The 21,205-nt window shown below is 36.7% G+C and carries 20 protein-coding genes; 2 read left to right on the forward strand and 18 right to left on the reverse strand.

The window, feature by feature from the left end; all coding sequences use genetic code 11:
* Positions 1–52 precede the first annotated feature (52 nt).
* Positions 53–1,450, forward strand: a complete 1,398-nt coding sequence (locus ACYT32_RS00660) for a hypothetical protein (RefSeq protein ID WP_395264009.1) — start codon at positions 53–55, stop codon at positions 1,448–1,450.
* A gap of 423 nt (positions 1,451–1,873) precedes the next feature.
* Here ACYT32_RS00660 and ACYT32_RS00665 read toward each other — a convergent pair whose 3' ends face one another.
* The 18 genes from ACYT32_RS00665 to ACYT32_RS00750 form a co-directional block, all read right to left on the reverse strand.
* The gene (locus ACYT32_RS00665) at positions 1,874–2,617 is read right to left on the reverse strand and encodes a glycerophosphodiester phosphodiesterase family protein (protein WP_395264010.1); all 744 of its coding nucleotides are present in this window, start codon (positions 2,615–2,617) and stop codon (positions 1,874–1,876) included.
* Positions 2,618–2,737: 120 nt separating this feature from the next.
* Complete coding sequence (nagA, locus tag ACYT32_RS00670; RefSeq protein WP_395264011.1) at positions 2,738–3,898, reverse strand: N-acetylglucosamine-6-phosphate deacetylase; 1,161 nt, start codon at positions 3,896–3,898, stop codon at positions 2,738–2,740.
* A gap of 148 nt (positions 3,899–4,046) precedes the next feature.
* A complete protein-coding gene (gene nagA, locus ACYT32_RS00675; protein ID WP_395264012.1) occupies positions 4,047–5,207 on the reverse strand; it encodes an N-acetylglucosamine-6-phosphate deacetylase in 1,161 nt (386 codons plus the stop codon).
* A gap of 79 nt (positions 5,208–5,286) precedes the next feature.
* Entirely contained in the window at positions 5,287–6,459 is a 1,173-nt protein-coding gene (locus tag ACYT32_RS00680) for an SIS domain-containing protein (protein WP_395264013.1), read from the reverse strand.
* Positions 6,460–6,487: 28 nt separating this feature from the next.
* Positions 6,488–8,503 carry a hypothetical protein gene (locus ACYT32_RS00685; RefSeq protein ID WP_395264014.1) on the reverse strand — a complete coding sequence of 672 codons (2,016 nt, stop codon included), beginning with the start codon at positions 8,501–8,503 and terminating at the stop codon, positions 6,488–6,490.
* On the reverse strand, positions 8,496–8,921 hold the full coding sequence (locus ACYT32_RS00690; RefSeq protein ID WP_395264015.1) for a PTS sugar transporter subunit IIA: 426 nt from the start codon (positions 8,919–8,921) through the stop codon (positions 8,496–8,498). Before ACYT32_RS00690 ends, ACYT32_RS00685 begins: the two co-directional genes overlap by 8 nt.
* A gap of 12 nt (positions 8,922–8,933) precedes the next feature.
* A complete protein-coding gene (locus tag ACYT32_RS00695; protein WP_395264016.1) occupies positions 8,934–9,749 on the reverse strand; it encodes a PTS system mannose/fructose/sorbose family transporter subunit IID in 816 nt (271 codons plus the stop codon).
* The gene (locus ACYT32_RS00700) at positions 9,736–10,665 is read right to left on the reverse strand and encodes a PTS mannose/fructose/sorbose/N-acetylgalactosamine transporter subunit IIC (protein ID WP_395264017.1); all 930 of its coding nucleotides are present in this window, start codon (positions 10,663–10,665) and stop codon (positions 9,736–9,738) included. The genes ACYT32_RS00695 and ACYT32_RS00700 overlap by 14 nt, the downstream gene beginning before the upstream one ends.
* 26 nt (positions 10,666–10,691) lie before the next feature.
* Entirely contained in the window at positions 10,692–11,180 is a 489-nt protein-coding gene (locus ACYT32_RS00705; protein WP_395264018.1) for a PTS system mannose/fructose/N-acetylgalactosamine-transporter subunit IIB, read from the reverse strand.
* A 30-nt stretch (positions 11,181–11,210) separates the two neighbouring features.
* Positions 11,211–11,927 carry a GntR family transcriptional regulator gene (locus ACYT32_RS00710; protein ID WP_395264167.1) on the reverse strand — a complete coding sequence of 239 codons (717 nt, stop codon included), beginning with the start codon at positions 11,925–11,927 and terminating at the stop codon, positions 11,211–11,213.
* A gap of 352 nt (positions 11,928–12,279) precedes the next feature.
* Positions 12,280–12,756 (reverse strand): PTS sugar transporter subunit IIA, encoded by a 477-nt coding sequence (locus ACYT32_RS00715; protein WP_395264019.1) that lies wholly within the window; start codon positions 12,754–12,756, stop codon positions 12,280–12,282.
* Positions 12,749–13,966, reverse strand: a complete 1,218-nt coding sequence (locus ACYT32_RS00720; RefSeq protein WP_395264020.1) for a MalY/PatB family protein — start codon at positions 13,964–13,966, stop codon at positions 12,749–12,751. The genes ACYT32_RS00715 and ACYT32_RS00720 overlap by 8 nt, the downstream gene beginning before the upstream one ends.
* Positions 13,967–13,982: 16 nt before the next feature.
* Positions 13,983–15,464 (reverse strand): PTS transporter subunit EIIC, encoded by a 1,482-nt coding sequence (locus ACYT32_RS00725; protein WP_395264168.1) that lies wholly within the window; start codon positions 15,462–15,464, stop codon positions 13,983–13,985.
* A gap of 199 nt (positions 15,465–15,663) precedes the next feature.
* Positions 15,664–16,032: a PRD domain-containing protein gene (locus tag ACYT32_RS00730; RefSeq protein ID WP_395264021.1), complete on the reverse strand. Its 369-nt coding sequence runs from the start codon at positions 16,030–16,032 to the stop codon at positions 15,664–15,666.
* Between the two features lie 51 nt (positions 16,033–16,083).
* Positions 16,084–16,521 (reverse strand): CAT RNA binding domain-containing protein, encoded by a 438-nt coding sequence (locus tag ACYT32_RS00735; RefSeq protein ID WP_395264022.1) that lies wholly within the window; start codon positions 16,519–16,521, stop codon positions 16,084–16,086.
* A 320-nt stretch (positions 16,522–16,841) separates the two neighbouring features.
* On the reverse strand, positions 16,842–17,765 hold the full coding sequence (locus ACYT32_RS00740; RefSeq protein ID WP_395264023.1) for an L-lactate dehydrogenase: 924 nt from the start codon (positions 17,763–17,765) through the stop codon (positions 16,842–16,844).
* Positions 17,766–17,936: 171 nt separating this feature from the next.
* The gene (locus ACYT32_RS00745; protein ID WP_395264024.1) at positions 17,937–18,848 is read right to left on the reverse strand and encodes an L-lactate dehydrogenase; all 912 of its coding nucleotides are present in this window, start codon (positions 18,846–18,848) and stop codon (positions 17,937–17,939) included.
* A gap of 102 nt (positions 18,849–18,950) precedes the next feature.
* Positions 18,951–20,006 (reverse strand): D-alanine--D-alanine ligase, encoded by a 1,056-nt coding sequence (locus ACYT32_RS00750; protein WP_395264025.1) that lies wholly within the window; start codon positions 20,004–20,006, stop codon positions 18,951–18,953.
* A gap of 174 nt (positions 20,007–20,180) precedes the next feature.
* Between ACYT32_RS00750 and ACYT32_RS00755 the strand changes: the two genes are divergently transcribed.
* A complete protein-coding gene (locus tag ACYT32_RS00755) occupies positions 20,181–21,128 on the forward strand; it encodes a DUF1002 domain-containing protein (protein WP_395264026.1) in 948 nt (315 codons plus the stop codon).
* The last annotated feature ends 77 nt before the right edge of the window (positions 21,129–21,205 follow it).

The following is a 21,205-nucleotide window of genomic DNA, read 5'->3' on the forward strand; positions in this document are numbered from 1 at the left end:
GAAAGAAATAAAAGCAACTGCTATTAGTGATATTAATGTCGACACTGACTACTTGTACAACACTAATAATAACTTTGGCAAAAACGAAGCCTTTGCAAGTGCCCACTTGGTTCCATCTGATTCTACTGTGCCGGTTAATTGGAGTATTAGTCCTGATGATCTGGCCACGATCGATGATAATGGTAAGGTAACTGCCAAGACTGGCAAAGAAGGCAGTTTTTTCATTACAGCCACAGCTATTAATTCCGATGGCAGTACTGTTACCAAGACTAAACTGATGAACGTTGGTGGTGGTTTATATGACCAAAAAGCTCGGTCCGGGACCAAAGCAACTTTCACCATCCAAGGATTTGATCAACAAGAAGACCGTGATGACGAGGATGTCAAGGTTTCTTGGTTCAAACGAGAGGGCGGCAAAATCGTCGGTCTCCGCAATTACAACTCCAACCAGTTTAAATATACAACTGAAACTTTATCTGAAAAAAATAATGGCGAGAAATACTTTGCCGTTATCGAATTTAAAAATAAAACACTAACCACCAGTGATGGTCTTTTAACAGTTTTGCCAAGACTTGATCCTGATGTAAAAGTAACTAGTTCCATTACTAATCTATCTTTTAACAGTGATGACAATGGTACGCAAACTTTGAATAAGGTCACTAACGGTGATGAGATTCAATATGAAATTGATTTGGATAATAACGGTAATATCGATTTTAGTAATAGCTATTTTTTTATCTACTTAAATTTAACTTCTCAAATTAGTAAAATTACCGTTGATGATAAAGAAATAAAGGATTTTGGTCTCACTTTAAATGCAGTTAATAACTTTCAAAAAGTTAAGATTCAACTGAATAAATTCGATCCAAACACAACCAAAAAAATAAAAATCAATACAATTACTCAAGGTATTATTGATCACCAGAATTTTTCCTCCAAGCCTTTCTTTATCGGTGTAGATAGTTCCGACAACTCATATCAAACGCTTGGCGACGAACTAAGACTAAACTACATTTCCAATGGAATTATCTTGTATCCCCAAAATATCAATTTTGAACCACTGGAATTTTTTGATACGAACACGATTAAATATCGAACGGCTGAAACCAACAGCCCTAACGAAGTTGCAACCATTATCGATCAGCGTCGTGATAAAAACGCCACTACCTTATCTCTAAAGCAAGAAACTCCCTTCATGAAATATCTACCTGAAACTCAGTCACTGGATCAAAATACCCAGCTGCCAGCTAACTTGTATTTTTATAAATCAGATCAGGCTCCACAACCCTTGAACAATGAGACCAATATTTATACAACGTTCAAAGGACAGCCAGTAAAATCCCTTAGTTGGAACAAAAACGAGGGCATATTATTGCATGTTAAAAACGCTAATGTCCCTGCTGGGACTTATACATCAAAACTAGATTGGTGTTTTACACAATCTGTTTAAACATATTGTACAATCAGTATGATATATAGCACCTTCGTTGGATATTAATCAATTCTGTTTATACTTGTCCATAAGAAGAAAGGAAATGTAACCAATAGTTCCCCTTCTTCGAAGTCTCACGATCGTGAGCATACATCTACCAAGACGTCATCGATTAAAAGTATCGTAATCTAGGTGGATCGTATTGAATGGGATAAGTTCTGAAACACGTTGAATTGAGATGAGGCAAGATCAAGAGTAGTTGTTGATTTTGCGGTTTTGATCATTGTTGATTTAAAATCATTGTATTTGGAGTAGCTTCTGCCCCTTTAAAAACCAGTAAGCTATTAGTTCTCATAATGAATCCTCCAAAAGACAATTTCGTCTAGACAAAAAAGCCTCGGGATCTTTTCAGTCATTACTGAAATCCCGAGGTGTTTTTGTTTATTCTTCTAAAAAACTCATCCGATCAGCAATGTTGGTAATAACACCATCGACACCCCAATTAAGCAATTGACGAGCTCGATTAATGTCATCGACAGTCCAAACATTGATCTCGTAACCATAATCCTTCATTTTTTGAATCTTAGCTTCAGTTAAGCCAGCACTCTCTGGATGCACAATTTGAGCATGGCAAGCTTGCATAACTAAATTCCAGTCTTCCCCTAGTGTCACTCTGCTGAATAATACCGCATATTTTAAGTCCGGTCTCAACTGATACATTTTTTCTAACATGATGGGATTGAAACTAGAGATGATCAGCTCGACATGATCATCTAATCTCTCTAAAGCCTTCGCAAAAACTTCAACCAATCTATCGGCTAAGTAATTGGCATTGTCCCCTACAACACCTTTTAGCTCAATGTTGGCATTTATCTTATGGATATTAAGAAAATCAATTAATTGATCTAAAGTAGGGACCTTCTCACCACGAAACTTTTCAGCAAACCAATAGCCAGCATCGGCACTTTGGACTGTTTCACTATCGACTGTTTCAATCGAACCTGATTGATTAGTTGTTCTATTTAATTTGTCATCATGAATAACAAAAACTTTTTCATCTTTAGTAATGCTCAAGTCTGTCTCAATCCACTTGACATCGTGATTGACAACGACATTGAATGCAGCCATCGTATTTTCTGGTGCTAAGGTTGGTATTCCTCTATGAGCAATTATCTTTTTATTCATAGTAATCCTCCAATAAGTAGAGTATACAACAAAAGACCTGTAACAAAAAAACCGAGTTTACAAGGTGTATTCCCGGTTTTAAAGTATTTTAAAAAATAACTATCGGTATAGCGATAATTTCTAAGCTTGGTATCTTGAAACACCATCTAAGTATGTTTCTGATAATGTCATATCGTCATCCAACACGATAAAGTCGGCATCACGGCCATCAGCAATCACACCACATTTATCAAGGATCTTTGAACTCTTAGCGGCTGTGTAGCTGGCCATTTCAACGGCTTCTTCATCAGTAGCAATGTTCCAGTCGACAACATTCTTGATAGCTTCATTTAACATCAAGATTGAACCAGCCAAGTTATGAGTTTCGTCCTTTAATCTAGCTGTACCATCAGCAACGACAACTGGTAATTCACCAAGAACGTAATCACCATCAGGCATCAAGCCAGCACGCATACAATCAGTAATCAAAGCAACATGTTCAGGAGTCTTCTTTTCGATAACAACTCTTGCAGCATATGGGTTAACGTGATGACCATCACAGATCAATTCGTCATCAACTAGGTTCATTGAAAGAGCTGCACCGACCATACCTGGAAGACGGTGGTTTAAGCCACTCATTCCGTTGTAGGTATGTGTGAAACCAGTAGCACCAGCTTCAACACAGGCTTTAGCTTGTTCAAAAGTAGCATCACTGTGACCAAGGTAAACTGCAACATCGTTTGAAGCAACAGCCTTAACGAATTCAGGAGCACCCTTACGTTCTGGGGCAATTGAAATCTTCTTGATCATACCATGAGCAGCATCTTGCCAGTCTTTGAATTCTTCCGCATCAGGATCTCTGAAGTACTTAGGATTTTGAGCACCCTTGTGTTTTTCAGTGTAGAAAGGTCCTTCAAAGTGGATACCTTGAATCTTAGCACCGGTTGCTTTTTGATAATTATCCCCGATTGTTTGGCAAATGTGCTTTAGTTGCTCATGTGAAGCTGTCAAAGTTGTTGGCAACCATGAAGTAACACCAGCTCTCAACAATCCTTCTGACATTTCGTTGAGTTTTTCAAAATCATCGTCCATCACGTCGTGTCCAACTAGACCATGAATATGTGTATCTACTAAACCAGGTGCAATAAACTTGTCAGAATAATCGACAATCTTGCCCTCTGGTTTTTCCTCAGCAGCAGTAAAGAATTTACCAAATTTACCATCATCAGTGACTTCAAGATAGCCACCGTTTTCAGTTGTGTTTTTTAAAAAGAACTTCTTAGCATGAATATAATATGACATTATCCAGTCTCCTTACTAATTTTAACGTTTTCATTATACCATTGTTCACCGGTCTATACCACCGTAATAAAGCGTTTTAACTGAAAAATATCCCCTGATTCTAAAGAATCAGAGGATACTTTTCGTCTATTAAAAATCAATCAACAGATTAAGCTTGGTATCTTGAAACACCGTCTAAGTATGTTTCTGACAAGGACATATCATCATTCAAGACGATAAAGTCAGCGTCACGACCGCCAGCAATGATCCCACATTTATCAAGGATCTTAGAACTCTTAGCAGCTGTGTAGCTAGCCATTTCAACGGCTTCTTCATCAGTCGCGATATTCCAATCAACAACATTCTTGATAGCTTCATTCAACATCAGAATTGAACCAGCTAAACTGTGGGGAGCTTCTTTCAACTTGGCTGTACCGTCAGCTACGACAACTGGCAATTCACCTAAGATGTAATCTCCGTCAGGCATTAAACCGGCACGCATACAGTCAGTAATCAAAGCAACATGTTCAGGAGTCTTCTTTTCAATAACGATTCTTGCAGCGTATGGATTGACATGGTGACCATCACAGATCAACTCGTCATCAACTAATTTCATTGAAAGAGCTGCACCGACCATACCTGGTAGACGATGGTTCAAACCGCTCATCCCGTTATAAGTATGTGTAAATCCAGTCGCACCAGCTTCGACACAGGCTTTAGCTTGTTCAAAGGTAGCATCACTGTGGCCCAGATAGACCGCAACTTTATCAGAGGCAACAGCCTTAACGAATTCAGGAGCACCTTTACGTTCTGGAGCAATTGAAATCTTTCTAATCATTCCGTGAGCAGCATCTTGCCAATCTTTAAATTCTTCAGCATCAGGATCTCGGAAGTACTTAGGATTTTGGGCACCCTTGTGTTTTTCTGTATAGAAAGGTCCTTCAAAATGAATTCCTTGTACTTTTGCACCTGTAACTTTTTGATAATTATCACCGATAGTGTGACAAATGCTCAACAGTTGATCATGTGAGGCTGTCAAAGTGGTTGGTAACCATGAAGTAACACCAGCCTTCAACAATCCTTCTGACATTTCATTCAACTTATCAAAATCATCGTCCATCACATCATGGCCTACTAAACCATGAATATGTGTATCTACTAAACCTGGGGCAATGAATTTATCGGAATAATCAACAATTTTGCCCGCTGGCTTTTCAGTTCCGGCTGGATAAAACTCACCGAATTTACCATCGTCGGTAACTTCTAGATAACCACCATTTTCAGTTGCATTTTTCAAAAAGAATTTTTTGGCTTGAATATAATATGACATTTAAACGTCTCCTCATAATTTATTGCTATATAAAAGGCTGAAACAAATTAATGTTCCAACCTTTCAAACTCATTAGTAACTATTCGTAATCGTGAATGGTAACCCCTTTAACAACACGATTAACTGTTCCACTAGCTGATGGTGTATCTGGAGTATTATTCACTTTGATTGAATTCAACAGAGCAAATGTTTGGGCAAATACAACATCTGGTAAAGCTTGATAAAGTTCTGGAAGATCTTTGTCACCGGCTGCAATGAAGAAATTGTCGCCAGTGAAATCATTGTCAGTTGAAGTCCCCACTCCAACGACTTTCTTACAAATTTCATCAGCTTTGATTTCTTCCAAGATATCAACGTCGTATTGACGAGTATATTTATCGTTGCTCATGAAATCAAAGACGATTGTCTTACCGTTAACATATGATTTAGGACCGTGACGGAATCCCATTGATGAATCGAAGATCGTAGTCAATGCGCCCGCTGTCAATTCAAGTACCTTCAATTGAGCTTCACGTGTTAGACCTGAAAGTGAGCCACTACCTAAGTAAGTGATTCGATCATAGTCTAAATCAGCGTAGGCTTGAATTTCATCTTCACGACTGATCACTTCTTGGCCCATCTTGATCATTGTGTCGACCCAAGCTTTTTTCTGGTCTTCAGCATTTGTATCAAAAATCAAAGCTGCCGTCAAAGTCATGCAAGAGAAGCTTCCGGTCATGGCGAATCCCTTATCGTTTGAAAGGGCTGGTTGAAGTAGCAATAAATTGCCGGCTTCGTTTTCAGCCTTTTTGGCTAAATGACCTTCTGGAGCACAAGTGATTGTAATTTGATACAAATTCTTAACTAGTTTTTCTGCAAGTTCAACTGTGGCAACACTTTCTGGAGAATTACCACTTCTAGCGAATGATACGAGAATAGTTGGATCGTCACTTCTTAAATTATCTAGCAGTGCAGATACAATATCAGTTGTAGGAACGCTTTCAAAAACAAAGTGGGCAGTATCACCAACACGATTTAAATATGGTCTGAGGGTATCGCCAACATATGCCGATGTACCCGCACCAGTGAAGATGACTCTGATTTTTTGGTTAGGGTAGCTAGAAGTTACCTTGTTCAAAAAGTCATCTATTTCTGATTTCTTGTCGGTATAGTTTTGGAAAGCCTCCTTCCATAAATCTGGTTGTTGTTGAATTTCACGGGTAGTGATTTTAGCACCCATTTTTTCTAATTCTTGATCTGTTTTTGTAAACATGATATTGAATCCCTTCTCTAAATAATTTTTAACCTAAGAACTTGATGTGTAAGACAGCCAACTCTTTGACTGTGAAGTCGACGTGATAGATTCCGTTTGAATCTAACTCAACATCTAAAATTTCATTTTGAACAGTACCGTCTTCCCCTCGATAAGTGATGGAAACTTGTTTAACGTTGCGATCCTTTAAGAAGAAATTAATACCCTTGATGTCATCGATCGACCAATTACTGAGGATCATCTGAGATTGATCTTCATCAATCACTAACTTGCAATTATACATATCGACCAAATGAGCTATACTCAATTCTTCTTCAAAGAACTTCTTCAAGTCACCTTCGCGGATGTCAGTATATTGAGCTTGCCAACCGTACTTAGGCGAATCAGTCATCGGTAATACATAAAATTTATCATCAGTTACTGTAACTGGACCCAATTTATTCTCTAAGCGGTCATAAGCAGATGAATGCACGTTGACACCGGCTTTATAAGTAATTTTCACGTAGTCGCCAGTGTGCGTCAGCATCGTCAATCTTGGATTATTGATACCAGAAATAGTTTCACCATCGAATTGTTCAAACGATTGATGTCCTGAACGATTCTTGATGACTTCAATCTCTGTAGCATTGATCAAGTCTAACAAATGACGATTATTCAAGATAATCACCGCATCCCCATCTAACAAGACGAAATTACGGGTAAAGATCTGCTTGATTTGATCATCAGACAAGGTATTGAGGAAATTACCAGTTATCGCAACACACTTATTTTTGATTTCCTGATCAAGATAATTTACTGGCTTGGTTGCGATTCCCATTGTGGAAAGCAATTCTAGCCATTGTGTTTGCGAAGCCATCAATCCTTCAAGCGTACCTGTTTGATCAATCTTAGTTTTAGCAACATCCTGATTCATCGGCACTATTACGCCACTTCGATGTTCAATATCAATGCCGTTCTCCATTAAGAAGTCTAAATATGCTTTATCATCGTTTAACAGGGAGGCATAACGATAAGTTGGATTGATTCCATCACCCATCATGCTGAACATGTTGAGTAAAACGCCATTGGCATGAACTAAACTAGTCGTGTCTAGTTGAAATTGCGTAAACTTGTTTGATTTTGCATATGGAGAATACAAGAAGCTTTCCATTTCTGGATAGATTTTATGACGTTGACCGATTTCTGTTCTTGTAGCAACGGTATATTTCTCAAAATCACGTGCATATTGTTGTGGACTTACTTCGTTGTAAGCTGGCAAATGTGGACGTGACACCGCTGGAGTGTTTTCACCACTCAATTCATCCAAGAGCTTTTGCCAATCACGACCTTCCAGTGCGTGAACTTCAGGCCATGAACTCATTAAACCTAAGGTCGTCGTGGGTGAAACAGCATGGACCTTTTGTTCAATTAAGTGAGCTACTTGTAAAATCTCTTTTCTGGCAACAGTCAAATAGGCATTGCGATACTTGTTTTCGCCACCAGTAAACATTCTTTCAACAAAATCTGCCCGTGACAAATCTGTTCCTAAAAGCTCGTTATATTGTTTCATGTGATCATCACAAAAACATCCCAATTTAAATGGTGCATTCTTGTAATGTCTAAAGTCATCTTCTAGCCACAGTTCATGTGGTTGAATGCTGGCCCAAATTGCATAGATATCACTAATATAATCAGCCCAGCCTTGATATCCAGGACAAGCCATTGAAATACTTTTAACACCTTGATAATTAACCATTGACTTAATATCGAGTTCCGGCTTAATATGAATTCCTCGGTCGGAGTGATTCATAGTTGTCCATGGATTCAAGCTGATCGTTATACCTAATTCTTTCAAAGGTTGACTGATTTCATCAACATTAGTGATTAATTCTTTGGCTTTTTCAAGAGTTATATGTGCGTCTGACAATTCTTCTTGATTGATAAAAAAAGCTACGTCGGAAATATGTGCTTCTTTAACAAATTCAAGTAAATTTTGTTTTTTTTCAGCATCATAAATATTTTTATCTATCGCTAATCGTAAAGTATACCGGTAAGGATTATTCATCCTCTTCATCATCCTCATCTGAATCAGCATTGATAAAGGCGTTGACATCAACGATGCCGTCTTTGGCCTCTTTCATTAGATCGGCTGTTTTGATATCTGAGCCGATGAATTTTTGATTAGCGTAATTAATGACCATTGGCAAGTTCAAGCCAGAAATAACTTGCATCTTAGGATATTCTTGCGTCAAATTGACAGCGACGTTTCCTGGAGTTCCACCAAGTAAATCTACGATCAAGAACACTGGTTCCTTGTCATAATACTTTTTGATTTCTGCTTCAGCTTTGGCCTTAAGATCTTCTGGTCCGTCAGATTTTTGAAGACCCAAAGCTGATGTCTCTGGTAATTCTCCGATAATTAATTCAGCTGATTTTAAAGTTTCGATTGCCATATTTCCATGACTCATCAAGATTAATGCCATTGTTAAATCCTCCTAGATTTTGCCAAGTACACCGATTGCTGATAGAGCAACAGCTGCGATAATAACGATAAAGATAACTTTTGTAGATGTCATACCTTTCTTACCTAGTAACCAGTAAACCAAACCTACAACTACAGCTGGAACAAGTTTTGGTAAGATCATATCGATATTGTTTTGAACAGGAAGTGTAACTTTACCCAAATGAGCTATAAATGGAACTTGAATGTTGATCATACTTGCAATTAGAGCACCAACAATGAAAACACCAAGCAATGTAGCAGCATCTGTTAAAGCGTTCAATTGACCTTGCATTTCTGAAACAAGTTTTGTACCTCTTGTATAAGCAAAGTGCAATTGTTTCCAACGAAAGACCATGATTGCAATGTTGACAGCTAACCAAAGGAACAATCCAATTGGGTTACCTTGTGCGGCCATTGTAGCAGCAATAGCACCCATGATAGTTGGAATTAAAGCAGCGAACAATGAATCACCGATGGCAGCGAATGGTCCCATTAAACCAGTTTTAATACCAGCAACAGTATCAAGACCGTCGGCACCTTCCTTACCTTCAATGGCAAGATCGATACCAGTAACGATTGTGTTAAAGAAATTACTTGTATTGAAGAATTGGTTATGAGTCTTCATAGCTTCCTTCAATTCAGGAGTACCGTCACCATAAATTTTTCTTAGTTGTGGCAAGATTGTATACAGATATCCAGAGGCTTGCATTCTTTCATAGTTCCAACCCATTTGGAAACCGAACAAACTACGCTTATTAATTTGAGTGAAATCTTTTTTAGTTAATGTATATTCTTTATTCTTCTTCATCACCGTTTATCTCCCCATTAGCGTCTTCAATTTCGTCTTCTTCATCTTCGTCATCAGAACCGGCTTTTGAACCAGCAGCTGGTGTGGCGTTCAATTTAGCAATTGATTTCTTGTATTCAAGAATGGCAAAGGCACCACCGATTAGGGCAATTGCTAACATTGGTAGAGAATTGAAGGTTGTTGTAAATGCTTTGCTAGCAGCAGTCAAACCTGTTCCAAGTGCTTGGATACTTGAGAATAATGTTGAAAGCAAGGCTGTAATTGTGAAACCTAGGATCAAGTATGCGATGTGTTTCTTAACTGGTAAGTAGTGTAGCAAGATAGCAAATCCGACAGCAGGTAATGTAGCACCGGCTGTTTGTAGACCTGTGTTTAACCATTGAAGATCACCGTTTAGATATGTAACCATTGTCTTAACAGCGCCTTGACCCAATGCCAAAGCTAGAAATACTGGGATACCACGTGATAGACACCATGGAAGTGCACCCATGATAGTATGTCTTTCAATACCCTTGTAGTTGAAGTTTTCAATATCCTTATCAACTTTGTGTTGGAAATAAGTATTAGCAAATCTAGCTAAGATATCAAATGATGTTAACAAAGCAGCAACTGGTACACCGATAGCGGCAACAGCTGTAGCAGCTTTCATACCTGTACCGATTGAAAAGGCTGTAGCCAAAACTGTACCTGAGTTAGCATCGATCTTTGAAGCACCACCGAAAGTACCAACACCAAGAACTGTTAGTTGTAGAGCAGCACCGATAATAAGACCGGTCTTCATATCCCCCATGACTAAACCAGAGATCATTCCGGCCCAGACTGGTTGACTTAATGATGAGTTCATTTGAAGTTCATCATAGATGTTGTACATAGAATATGCCGTTAAAAGTAATATTTGAACGATTGTAAATTCCATTGTTTTTTCCCCCAATTAATATGTGGTTATTTCTTGAATTCCTTTAAGATACCTGAGAAGTCTTTTGCATCGTCGTTTGGAACCATTTGGGCAGTGATTTTTACACCAGCATCCAAGATTTTTTGGAATGCATCATAATCATCGCTAGTAACATTGATTGATTGTGTAAGATGTTGAGTATTATCCTTTTGTGACATATTTCCAACATTAATAGTGTCGAATGTAACCCCTTCGTTGATCATCTCAACCAATGTCTCAGGTTTCTTTACTACAAGGAATACTTTTTGTGAGTCGTACTTACCAGCTAAAATGTTAGCTGAAGATTTCTTTGTTCCTAAAATACTCAAGTTAACTCCAGCTGGTTTAGCCAATTTAAGGGCAGTCTTTTGAATGTCGTTCTTTATAATATCGTTATCAACTACCATAATTCTTGAAGCTTGTAATTTTGTTGTCCATAAATTGGCCACTTGACCGTGAATTAATCTTTCATCAATTCTTACTGCAATAATACCCATAACTTTCTACCTCCAAATGTTTACTCTTCTTTAGGATTTATTACTGACATCGTGTCGAATGTGATAAGCAAATTGATCGCTTCTTGCAACACTCAATGTAAATTCAATAATTTGATTGTGCGGATTATACGTCTGGCGCCGAAGGTTCAAACAAGGGGTTCCCTCTTTTATGTCTAAATATTTACTATCATTAACACTCGTGATGCCTGCGAGAAAATATTCATCGGCATAATAAACCTGTTCGTTGAACTCTTCTGAAAAAACTGAATATAATGAGCGATTATTCAACATCGATTCAGTCATTAAACTGAAGTGATCAGCTGGTAAATAGGTGCGCTCCAGCATCACAGGAATTCCATCAGCATAACGTAGTCGCTTTAATTTAATGATTTGACTACCTACTTCAGTTTCCAAATTCTTAGCAAAGTATGCGTTAGCCTCCTTTCGTTCAAAACTAAGAAGTTTGGTTTGTGGTTTCTTCCCCAGTGAAATCATCTGCTTGTTGAAACTGTAACTACTATTCAAATCACTATTTAAATCAACTCTATTCACAAATGTGCCTTTTCCGTGAACACGTCTGATCAAGCCAGTAATTTCTAGCTCCATTAGAGCAGCTCTAACAGTCGTACGCGATAATTCGTATTTTTCTGCCAGTTCGCGTTCGGATGGTAACTTTGCATTTGCTGGTAAAGTTTGAATGTAATTAGTCAGCAAGTTGATTAACTGTTCTTGAAGAGTAATTTTCATACGAATCGAATCCTTTCTGGTATCAACCACAAGACCATTGTATACGGTTACAAATAGCATGGCAACATGTGGAATAGACCATTTTTTGAGTGGTTTATTTTAATAATCCTTTTATATCAACACTTATAACGTTGTAAAAATTAAGTGGTATTTTTTATTATGGGTTCATAAAAAGATACCACTTTGAAATTGGTCTAACCAATTTTTCATAAGTATAATCTTTTTTCATTAATGAATTTACAATCACTCAAATGTCTTATATACCAAGATAAAGAAAAAAGAACGTAGCGTTATGCATGCGTTCTTTCATATAGTGCTATATCTATTTATTGATAATTTTTGATATATAAAATTATCCAACTGTTGTTAACATATCACCAGCTTTAACTTCTCGCTCTGTAATACTTGGATCAAAGTGAAGGTTATTTTGTCCAGGTAGCACTAGTATGACGGTATCGTCTTTTTTATTGTCTTTAATTTCCTGTCTACTCATTCTTACTAGCGGATCACCAACCTCGACATGTTGCTTTTCTTCTACCAACATTTCAAATGGCTTACCATTCAGATCTACAGTATCAATCCCTAAATGAAGCAATATTTCCATATCTTTAGTGTCTTTTATAGAGATTGCATGTTTTGTTGGAAAAATGCTTACAATTTCACCTTTCACTGGTGAGACTACTACATCTGAATCTGGCTCGACCGCAAAACCATCACCCATTATTTTCTGAGAAAAAACCTGGTCCGATACATTTTCAATTGAAATTAATTTTCCATCTATGGGAGCAGCTAGTTCATTGCCTTTTTTCTTCTTAAAAAAATTAAACATTTTTCAACACCCTTTGACTATTTAGTTTCATTCTTTTCCATTCCTTAGCCATCCTCTCCATTGACTCTTCAACAAGTTCTCTGGAAGTACCTAGGTTGAATCTCAAGAAGTCATTGGCGTCTGCCACGTAATCATCACCTATACCAACAACGACACCAGCATTCATTGCCATATTTTGTGCAATAGTATGCATATCGAATTCAGAATTTGAAATATCTACCCATGGTAAATATGAGGATTCTACCTTTAATAATTTCCATTCTGGAAAATCGCTTTCCAAAGCCTTTTCGAAAATTTGTAAATTCTTTTTTATATAAGCTTCACACTGTGTTAACCACTCACCACATTCATTATATGCAGTAGTCATTGCAATTTGTCCCGGAACATTAGGAGAGGTAACAGAATTTTTTATATATTGCATCCTAAGTGCTGATCTTAACTGTTCATTTGGAATAATTGAGTATGATAGTTTAAGTCCACCAAGATTAAATGCTTTATTTGGGGAAGTGAACATAACTAAATTATTCAGGTATTTTTCTGGCAATTGGAGTGCAGAAATAAATTGTCCTTCCATAATATGCTCAGAATGAACTTCGTCACTAACCATAACTACATTATTTTCAAAACATAGCTGTGCTATTTTAAGTAGCTCGTCTTTACTCCAAATTCTTCCACTAGGATTATGTGGAGAGCAAAACATCATTATCTTTGGATGGTTCTTCTTCATCTCTGTTTCGATTCTATCAAAGTCTAAATAATAACGATCTTTTTTTAAAATCAAAGGAACTGTGATAACTCGTCTATCATTATGCTCGGCAGCATAAGCAAACGGACCATATACAGGTGTATTCATTATTATATAATCACCTGGTTCAGTTAAAGTTTGAACTAAACAGTGCATGTTTGGAACTGTTCCATATCCTAAGGTCACCCATTCTTGTTCAATGTGATTATTATGTTTTTTCAGCTGCCAATTGATAACACTTTGAAACCATTCTTGAGTAGCGTATGTATAGCCATATGCTCCATTTTGTGACATTCTAGTTAGCGCATCTCTGATCTCTGGAGCAGCTTTAAAGTCCATGTCAGCAATCCAAAGTGGAATAAAATCATCTGGAAGTCCGGGAAATTTTTTATTAACAATTTCTTTATCCCATTTTCTAGCATTGTCAATGCCTCTGTCTGCAATATCGTCAAAATCATATTTCATTTTAAAGTTGCTCCTCCTATATACCCATTTCCTTCTCTAGACCATCTTTTACACTTTGAACTTGAGCACCGTATACAACCTGAACGGCTTTATCAGCTTTAACAACTGCAAGAGCCCCTGACTGTTTCAAAGTATCTTCATTCATTTTTGAAGGATCTTTTAACATCAATCTCAAACGTGTAACACAGTTATCTAGTGATGTGATATTTCCAGCACCACCTAGAGCCCCTAAGATAACCTTTGGATCATAGATTCCATTTCCTTTAGTCATAACCGCAGCTCCATCATCTTCCCTACCTGGTGTTTTGACATTTTTCCTTAAAATATACCAACGGAAAACGAAGAAGTATATTGCAAACCAGACTATCCCTACTGGAATTAATATCCACCACTTAGATCCGGGTTGTAACCAGCCAAACAAGATCCAATCAATAACACCACCATCGGTATTACCCATTCTAGCGCCTAACAATGCCATAACAGACAAAGATAGACCTTGCATAATTGTATGGAATACATAAAGAATTGGTGAAACGAATAGGAAGAGATATTCTGTTGGTTCAGAAATTCCAGATACAAAACCTACTAAAGCTGCGGAAATCAGAATACCTTTTATTCGGTCACGATTTTTAGACTTAGCTGTGAAATAAATTGCTAAACAAATTGCTGGTAAACCAAACATGAAAGTTGGCATAAATCCTTGTGATAAGAACGCCGTTGCTTTACCAGAAATTGGAACTCCTGCATTCAATTCAGCATAAAATATATTTAAGGCACCATGAACTGTTTTTCCTGCAACTACTGCAGTACCACCAGCATCCGTGAAACGAATCATTGCTAACAAAATATGATGGAGTCCCATTAACTTTAAGACAGCTAAGGCAATTCCATACAAGAACGGACCGAAGACACCTGCATTTTGAATAACATGGCCTAATCCAATAATCCATCCCTGAATAGTTGGCCAAACAAATGGCACACCTAATCCCAGTATCGAACATACAATCACACTAATAATGGGAATAAATCTAATACCACCAAAGAAAGAAAAGGCATCTGGTAGTTTTATTTCTTGATATCTTTCTAACAATGCATAAACGATCAATCCAACAAAGATACCGCCCAAAACGCCCATCTCTAATGTCTGTATACCCAAGACCAATGATTGTCCAGCAGACTGCATTTTAGCTGCACTAACTAATTGATGTTGCTGTTGAAGCATAAAATTAATACCCATATTTAAAGAAATGTAACCTGCAAGAGCTGAAATTGCTCCAACACCTTTATTTTTCTTTGCTAATCCAAAAGGTATCGACATTGCAAACATTACAGGTAAATACGTAAATCCAAAACTTCCAACAGTGTTCATAAAACTAAAGATACTGTAAACGGCTGGAATCTTAAAGAATGGCATTCTTGCCATCATTGCTGGAGCGGTAAAAGAACTACCTAATCCAACCAAAATTCCCATTGCTGCTAAAGTGGCAATAGGGAACATAAATGACTTACCTAGATCTTGAAAAAAACCATAGATTTTCGTTTTGCGGCTAATCTTTTCTTCGTTTACTGCTTCGTTGTTATTACTCAATTGAAGTTTCCTCCTTGTTTTTTTATTAATTGAAAGCAAAAAAAGAGACAAAACCAAATAACCAATAAAATTGATTACAAGGTATTGCCTACTTAAAGTTACAAGCCCATTATTTGAATAATCTTTTTATATGTAGTGCAAGATATAGTTTTTCTGATGTATTCAGTGAAAAGTTTAATTGATCTTCAAAATACTTTACGACAAGATTTAATATTTTTCTCAATCTACGATCATGTTTTACCATTTCAGAATATAATTTTGATTCATATTCACTCAATTCGTCAGTTTCATCAGTTCCCCTTGCCCAACGAATCATTAAGTACTTCAAGTGAATTAAAAAACGATTGTAGCTAATATCACTCTTGTCTATTGTAATTTTCTTAGAAACAAGATTGCTTATCTCTTCAATTCTCTGTAAAAGTATCTCTGTTTTAATTTCACTCGGCTCATCATTACTTTCAATTTTGCTTTCAATCAAATGTATCGCAATGTATCCAGCTTCATCGTCTGGAATACTTATCCCTGAAACCTATTCAATAAGCTTGAGACCTACCTTTGCCGCATTAAACTCTCTCTCATAAAGAACTCTCAAGTCATTTAAAAAAGGATTTCCGATAAATATTCCGTCCTTCATTCTACCAACTGAAAAATAAATATGATCAGTTAAGGTAATTAAAAGAAAATCGTCATATTTATTGCCAGTATATTCTTTTGCAATATCAATAATTTTGCTGGTGACCTTGAAATATTCATACGGTACTTTTTTCAGTAATTGATTAAATTGATTAATAAATTCATCATTTTTTTCACTATTTTGTATTGTATAAACTTTATCGTTGGTCCCTAGCTCATAATTTTGATTTTTTTTATTTTGAAATCCTATACCCCTTCCCCATATTAATTTTTCGATGTGGTTAGAATCCTCGACTAAGATTACATTGTTATTAAGAATCTGTCGTATAAACATGGATGGCACCACCAGTCTTTTAGTAACCGTTTACATTTCGAACAATAGATTAATAACGCCGTTATGTCAACGGTGTATTTTTAAGCAAACCAAAAAAAAGTGATACCAGTTTAAACATATCCCCGTTTCATCAAGGCTTGACTATAATCCAAAAAAAATAATATTTGTATTTTCTTATTCCCCGTTATAACGGCAAAAAAAAGGCATATTCTTATACTAGCGATATGCCTTTTACTTTTTGAATATACTAATTTTAAAAACCTATATTAAAAATATTTTAAATTATATGAACACATACAAACGGATACGCTCACCTAACACTATTTAAATTCAGCGGGTAGCTTGCTCTTAATAAAGTCAGCAGAGTATTGTAATTTATCTAACTCTTCTTGAGGTAAATCCAATTGAATTTGCTTAACGATTCCTTTGCGTCCTACAATTGCTGGATATGAGAGGTAAACGCCATATTCTTGGCGGAAATTTGATACAGGCAATTCAATGTATGCGTCATTCAAAATTGCCATTGTTAACTTGACCGCTGCAGTTGAAATACCATAGTTGGTATACTTTTTACCACTGAAAACTGTAAAACCGCCCATTCGGATATCTTCATTTAACTTATCCAAATCCAATCCGTCTTTTTGTGCCAATTCAGTAATTGAATGATCGAGAACCTTAACCGTTGACCAAGCAGTAAATTGTGAATTACCATGCTCACCCAAGTTATATCCTGCAACCGAACGTGGATCAACATGTAACGCTGCACCAACTGCGCGTTTCATTCGTGCAGAATCAAGCAAGGTTCCTGTTCCCATGACACATTCTTTTGGTAGACCAGTAATTTTCTGATAAATAGAAACCATCACATCATTAGGATTACTAATTACCACAATTTTGCCATGAAATTTAGTAGCTTTAATTTTTTCGGCGACGTCTTCAACTGCTTTACTAGTAAAATCAAGCTCCGCAAACCGATCTGGTGTCTGACGATCTTGCAGTTTAATATTTCCGACTGCTGAAATAATTACTTCAGTATCATCTAATTGAGAGTAATCATTGACAAAAATATTGGTGTGGAATGGTAAATTGGCCATCGCATCTTCAAAATCCAAGGCATCCGCCTTCACTTTTTTCTCATTAATATCAATCATTACTAAGTCATCAACGGAACCACTTGAAACGATATAATGTGCACAAGCTGCACCAACGTTACCTGTTCCAATAATTGCTACTTTTCTTGTCATAAAATTACCTCTCATTCAAACTTAAGTTGTATTTGACATTATACTCTAATTTCATTAAAAAATAATTAATTTAACTTAATTAGTTAAATTGTAGCCATTTTGGCAACAAAAAAATCCCAGCAGTTGTTATCCACTGGGAATTCATAATATTTTGAAATTAAGCAATCTTCTCTATTTAAGATTCTTCTTAATATAATCGGCTGAATATTGAAGTTTATCTAGCTCTTCTTGAGGAAGGTCCAATTGCAATTGCTTGAGAATACCTTCACGGCCAACGATAGCTGGATATGATAAGTAAACGCCATATTCCTCACGATAGTTTGAAACTGGTAATTCGATTTTTGCATCATTTAAGATGGCTAATGAGAGGCGGACAGCAGCTGTAGAAATACCATAGTTGGTGTAGCCTTTACCATCAAAGACTGTGAAGCCACCCATTCTGACATCTTCATTGATTTTTTCCAAATCTAATCCTGACTCTTTAGCCAATTTTTCAATTGGTTGGTCCATAACTTTTACGGTCGACCAAGCAGTAAATTGTGAGTTACCATGTTCGCCCAAATTATAACCTTCAACTGAACGGGGATCGACAGAAAAGGCGTTACCAACTGCACGTTTCATTCTCGCTGAATCCAAAAGCGTTCCCGTACCAATGACACGTTCTTTAGGGAAACCAAGGATTTGTTGATACATTGAAGTCATAACATCATTAGGATTACTAATAACTACCATAATTCCATGGAACTTAGTCTGTTTGATTTTATTAGCAACATCAGTTACCGATTCTCCAGTTGGTTTTAGTTCGCCAAAACGATTAGGATGATCGCCACCAATCAAACTGATATGACCGACTGCTGAAATAATAATATCAGCATCGTCTAATTGTGAATAATCGTTTACAAAGATGTTTGTATGATAAGGCAAATTAGCCATAGCGTCTTCAAAATCAAGTGCATCTGCCTTAACCTTCTTCTCGTTCTGATCGATCAATACTAAGTCATCGACAAAACCACCAGCAACGATATAGTGCGCACAAGCTGCACCAACATTACCCATACCAATAATTCCAATTCTTCTTGTCATAAGCAAACTTCCTCGCAATCTAATTTTTTTAATATCTTTCCCTCTTTATTCTACACTCAAAAAAATAAACCGCTAATTCAAAATTGAATTAACGGCTTACGTTTATTTTCTATCTTCGTAATACTTAACTTTGCTCTTAATGATTCTTTCACACAAGTCAGCATATGAAATACCAGCTGCTTCGGCTTCTCTTGGCATCAATGACAATGGTGTCATACCAGGAAGTGTGTTAGCTTCCATGACATACAATTGACCATCACGAAGTAAGAAGTCGACACGGCCGTAATTACTCATGCCCAAAGCTTCGAAAGTTTTCTTTGTCAAAGCTTGCATCTTGCTATGAATTTCATCGTCTAAGTTATTTGGTGGTGTGATAAAGTGTGTAACATTATTTTCTTGGAACTTGTGTTGGAAGTCATACCAACCAGTATCAACAGTAACTTCAACCGCTGGAAGAACCAAGCCATCAACAATCGCAACTGAAAATTCACGGCCCTTGATATATTCTTCAATCAAAACTTCGCTATCGAATCTCAAAGCATCAGCAACTGATTCTCTCAATTCTGTTGCATTCTCGACGATATGTGTTCCGACACTTGAACCACCATTGGAAGGTTTAACAACCATTGGGTAGTTGAATGGAATATCTTCTGACAAAATCTTAGCTGTCTTAGTAGTTGTATACTTAGCAGTTGGGATATTGTCTTGAACAAAAATTTCTTTAGAATATTTCTTATCCATTGCTAAACCAGAAGCTAACGTACCACTTCCGGTATATCTGATATCAAAGACATCGAAAACAGCTTGCATCTTACCATTTTCACCATCTTCACCATGTAAGCCCATGTAAACAATATCAGCATGTTGGCAAATCTTTAATACGTTGGGGCCAAGTAACCCTCTAGTACCGTCAGTTCTAAGAGCGTTGATCTTTTCATCAGTTAAAACTTCGTCATCAATGATCAACTTGCTTTCGCTTTCTGGTTCAGTTGTAAAGAGATCGTCTATTTGATCTTCTGCAACATCCTTACCTAAAAATGAATCAATATAAGCTACTTCATAACCCTTGCCACGAAGTGCGTTGGTGATTTTAACTCCGGAAGATAAAGAAACATTTCTTTCCGTACTTCTTCCACCTGAAAGAACGACAATTTTCATTGTTATTCACCTAATCCTTTATTTTTTTCTTATTTAAGCGTATTCCTAGAACCTATAGAATAGCACAATCCCAAGCAGAAAACCATTTCAGCTTTAGGTTTAAGAAATTTTTTTTATAAATTCTCGAATTATTCACACATTTTTGGTTTAATTAGCGTTAAGGAGGATATAGCCTTGAAAAAATTAAACATTATTTTATTAGGTTTATTATCTGTGATTACACTGGGAGTTTTTTCAGCACAAAATGTTAAAGCTGATAGTTTAAGCGACCAGCCAGTTATGACCTTAGGTACATCTTTAACTTCTGACCAAAAGCAAGGAACAATCAATGCCTTGTCTTCACAAATTAGCGGCGGTAGCAATTACAATACAATTACCGTTACCGGCGATACTCTAGTGAAATACTTAAATCCAAGTGGTAATTCATTTACAAGTAACTCTGGAGTTTGGTCATCTGCTTTGATTCAAAAGACATCATCCGGTTCTGGTATCAATGTCAAAATCGTCGATTATAATGGTAAAAACAATATTACAACTATTACTGCCGATCAATATCGGAATGCCGCTGTTACAGCAGGTATCAGCGATGCCAATATTTATGTAACATCCGCTACCCCAATCGATGGTTCTGGTGCCTTAGCTGGTATCTATGCCGCTTATTCTAATAGTGGTGATTCTTTGAATCAGAGCCAAGTTAACGCAGCTCAAAAAGAAATGAACGTTTTGAGTGGCATTACTGACGCCAATAAGGGTACCGATGGTTATACTGACAAACAACTAAACAATGCCGTTGCTGGTATTAAATCAGACATGGCTAAAGAAGGTAGCAATATTACCGTCAACCAAATTACTACAATTGTTAATAACAACTTACAAAAGAATAATCTTCAAAACATCATTACTGACAATCAAAAACAACAAATTATCAATTTGATGGTCCAAATTAGAGATTCTGGAGCTTTGAAGAATTCCAACTTTAAAGAACAAGCTTCAAAATTGAGTAACGATATCATGAGTAAAGCTAAAAACATCTTCAACAATTTAAATACTCAAGAAAATCGTAACTTCTTACAAAGAATTTGGGATAGTATCGTATCTTTCTTTAGCGGTTTGTTCCATTAAAAGTAATTTATGCTCGCAAAGTTATTTTAACTTTGTGGGCTTTTTTTATTTGACTGCTGAAATCTCGGTTATCTGAT

Source organism: Companilactobacillus sp. FL22-3 (genome assembly GCF_054881455.1).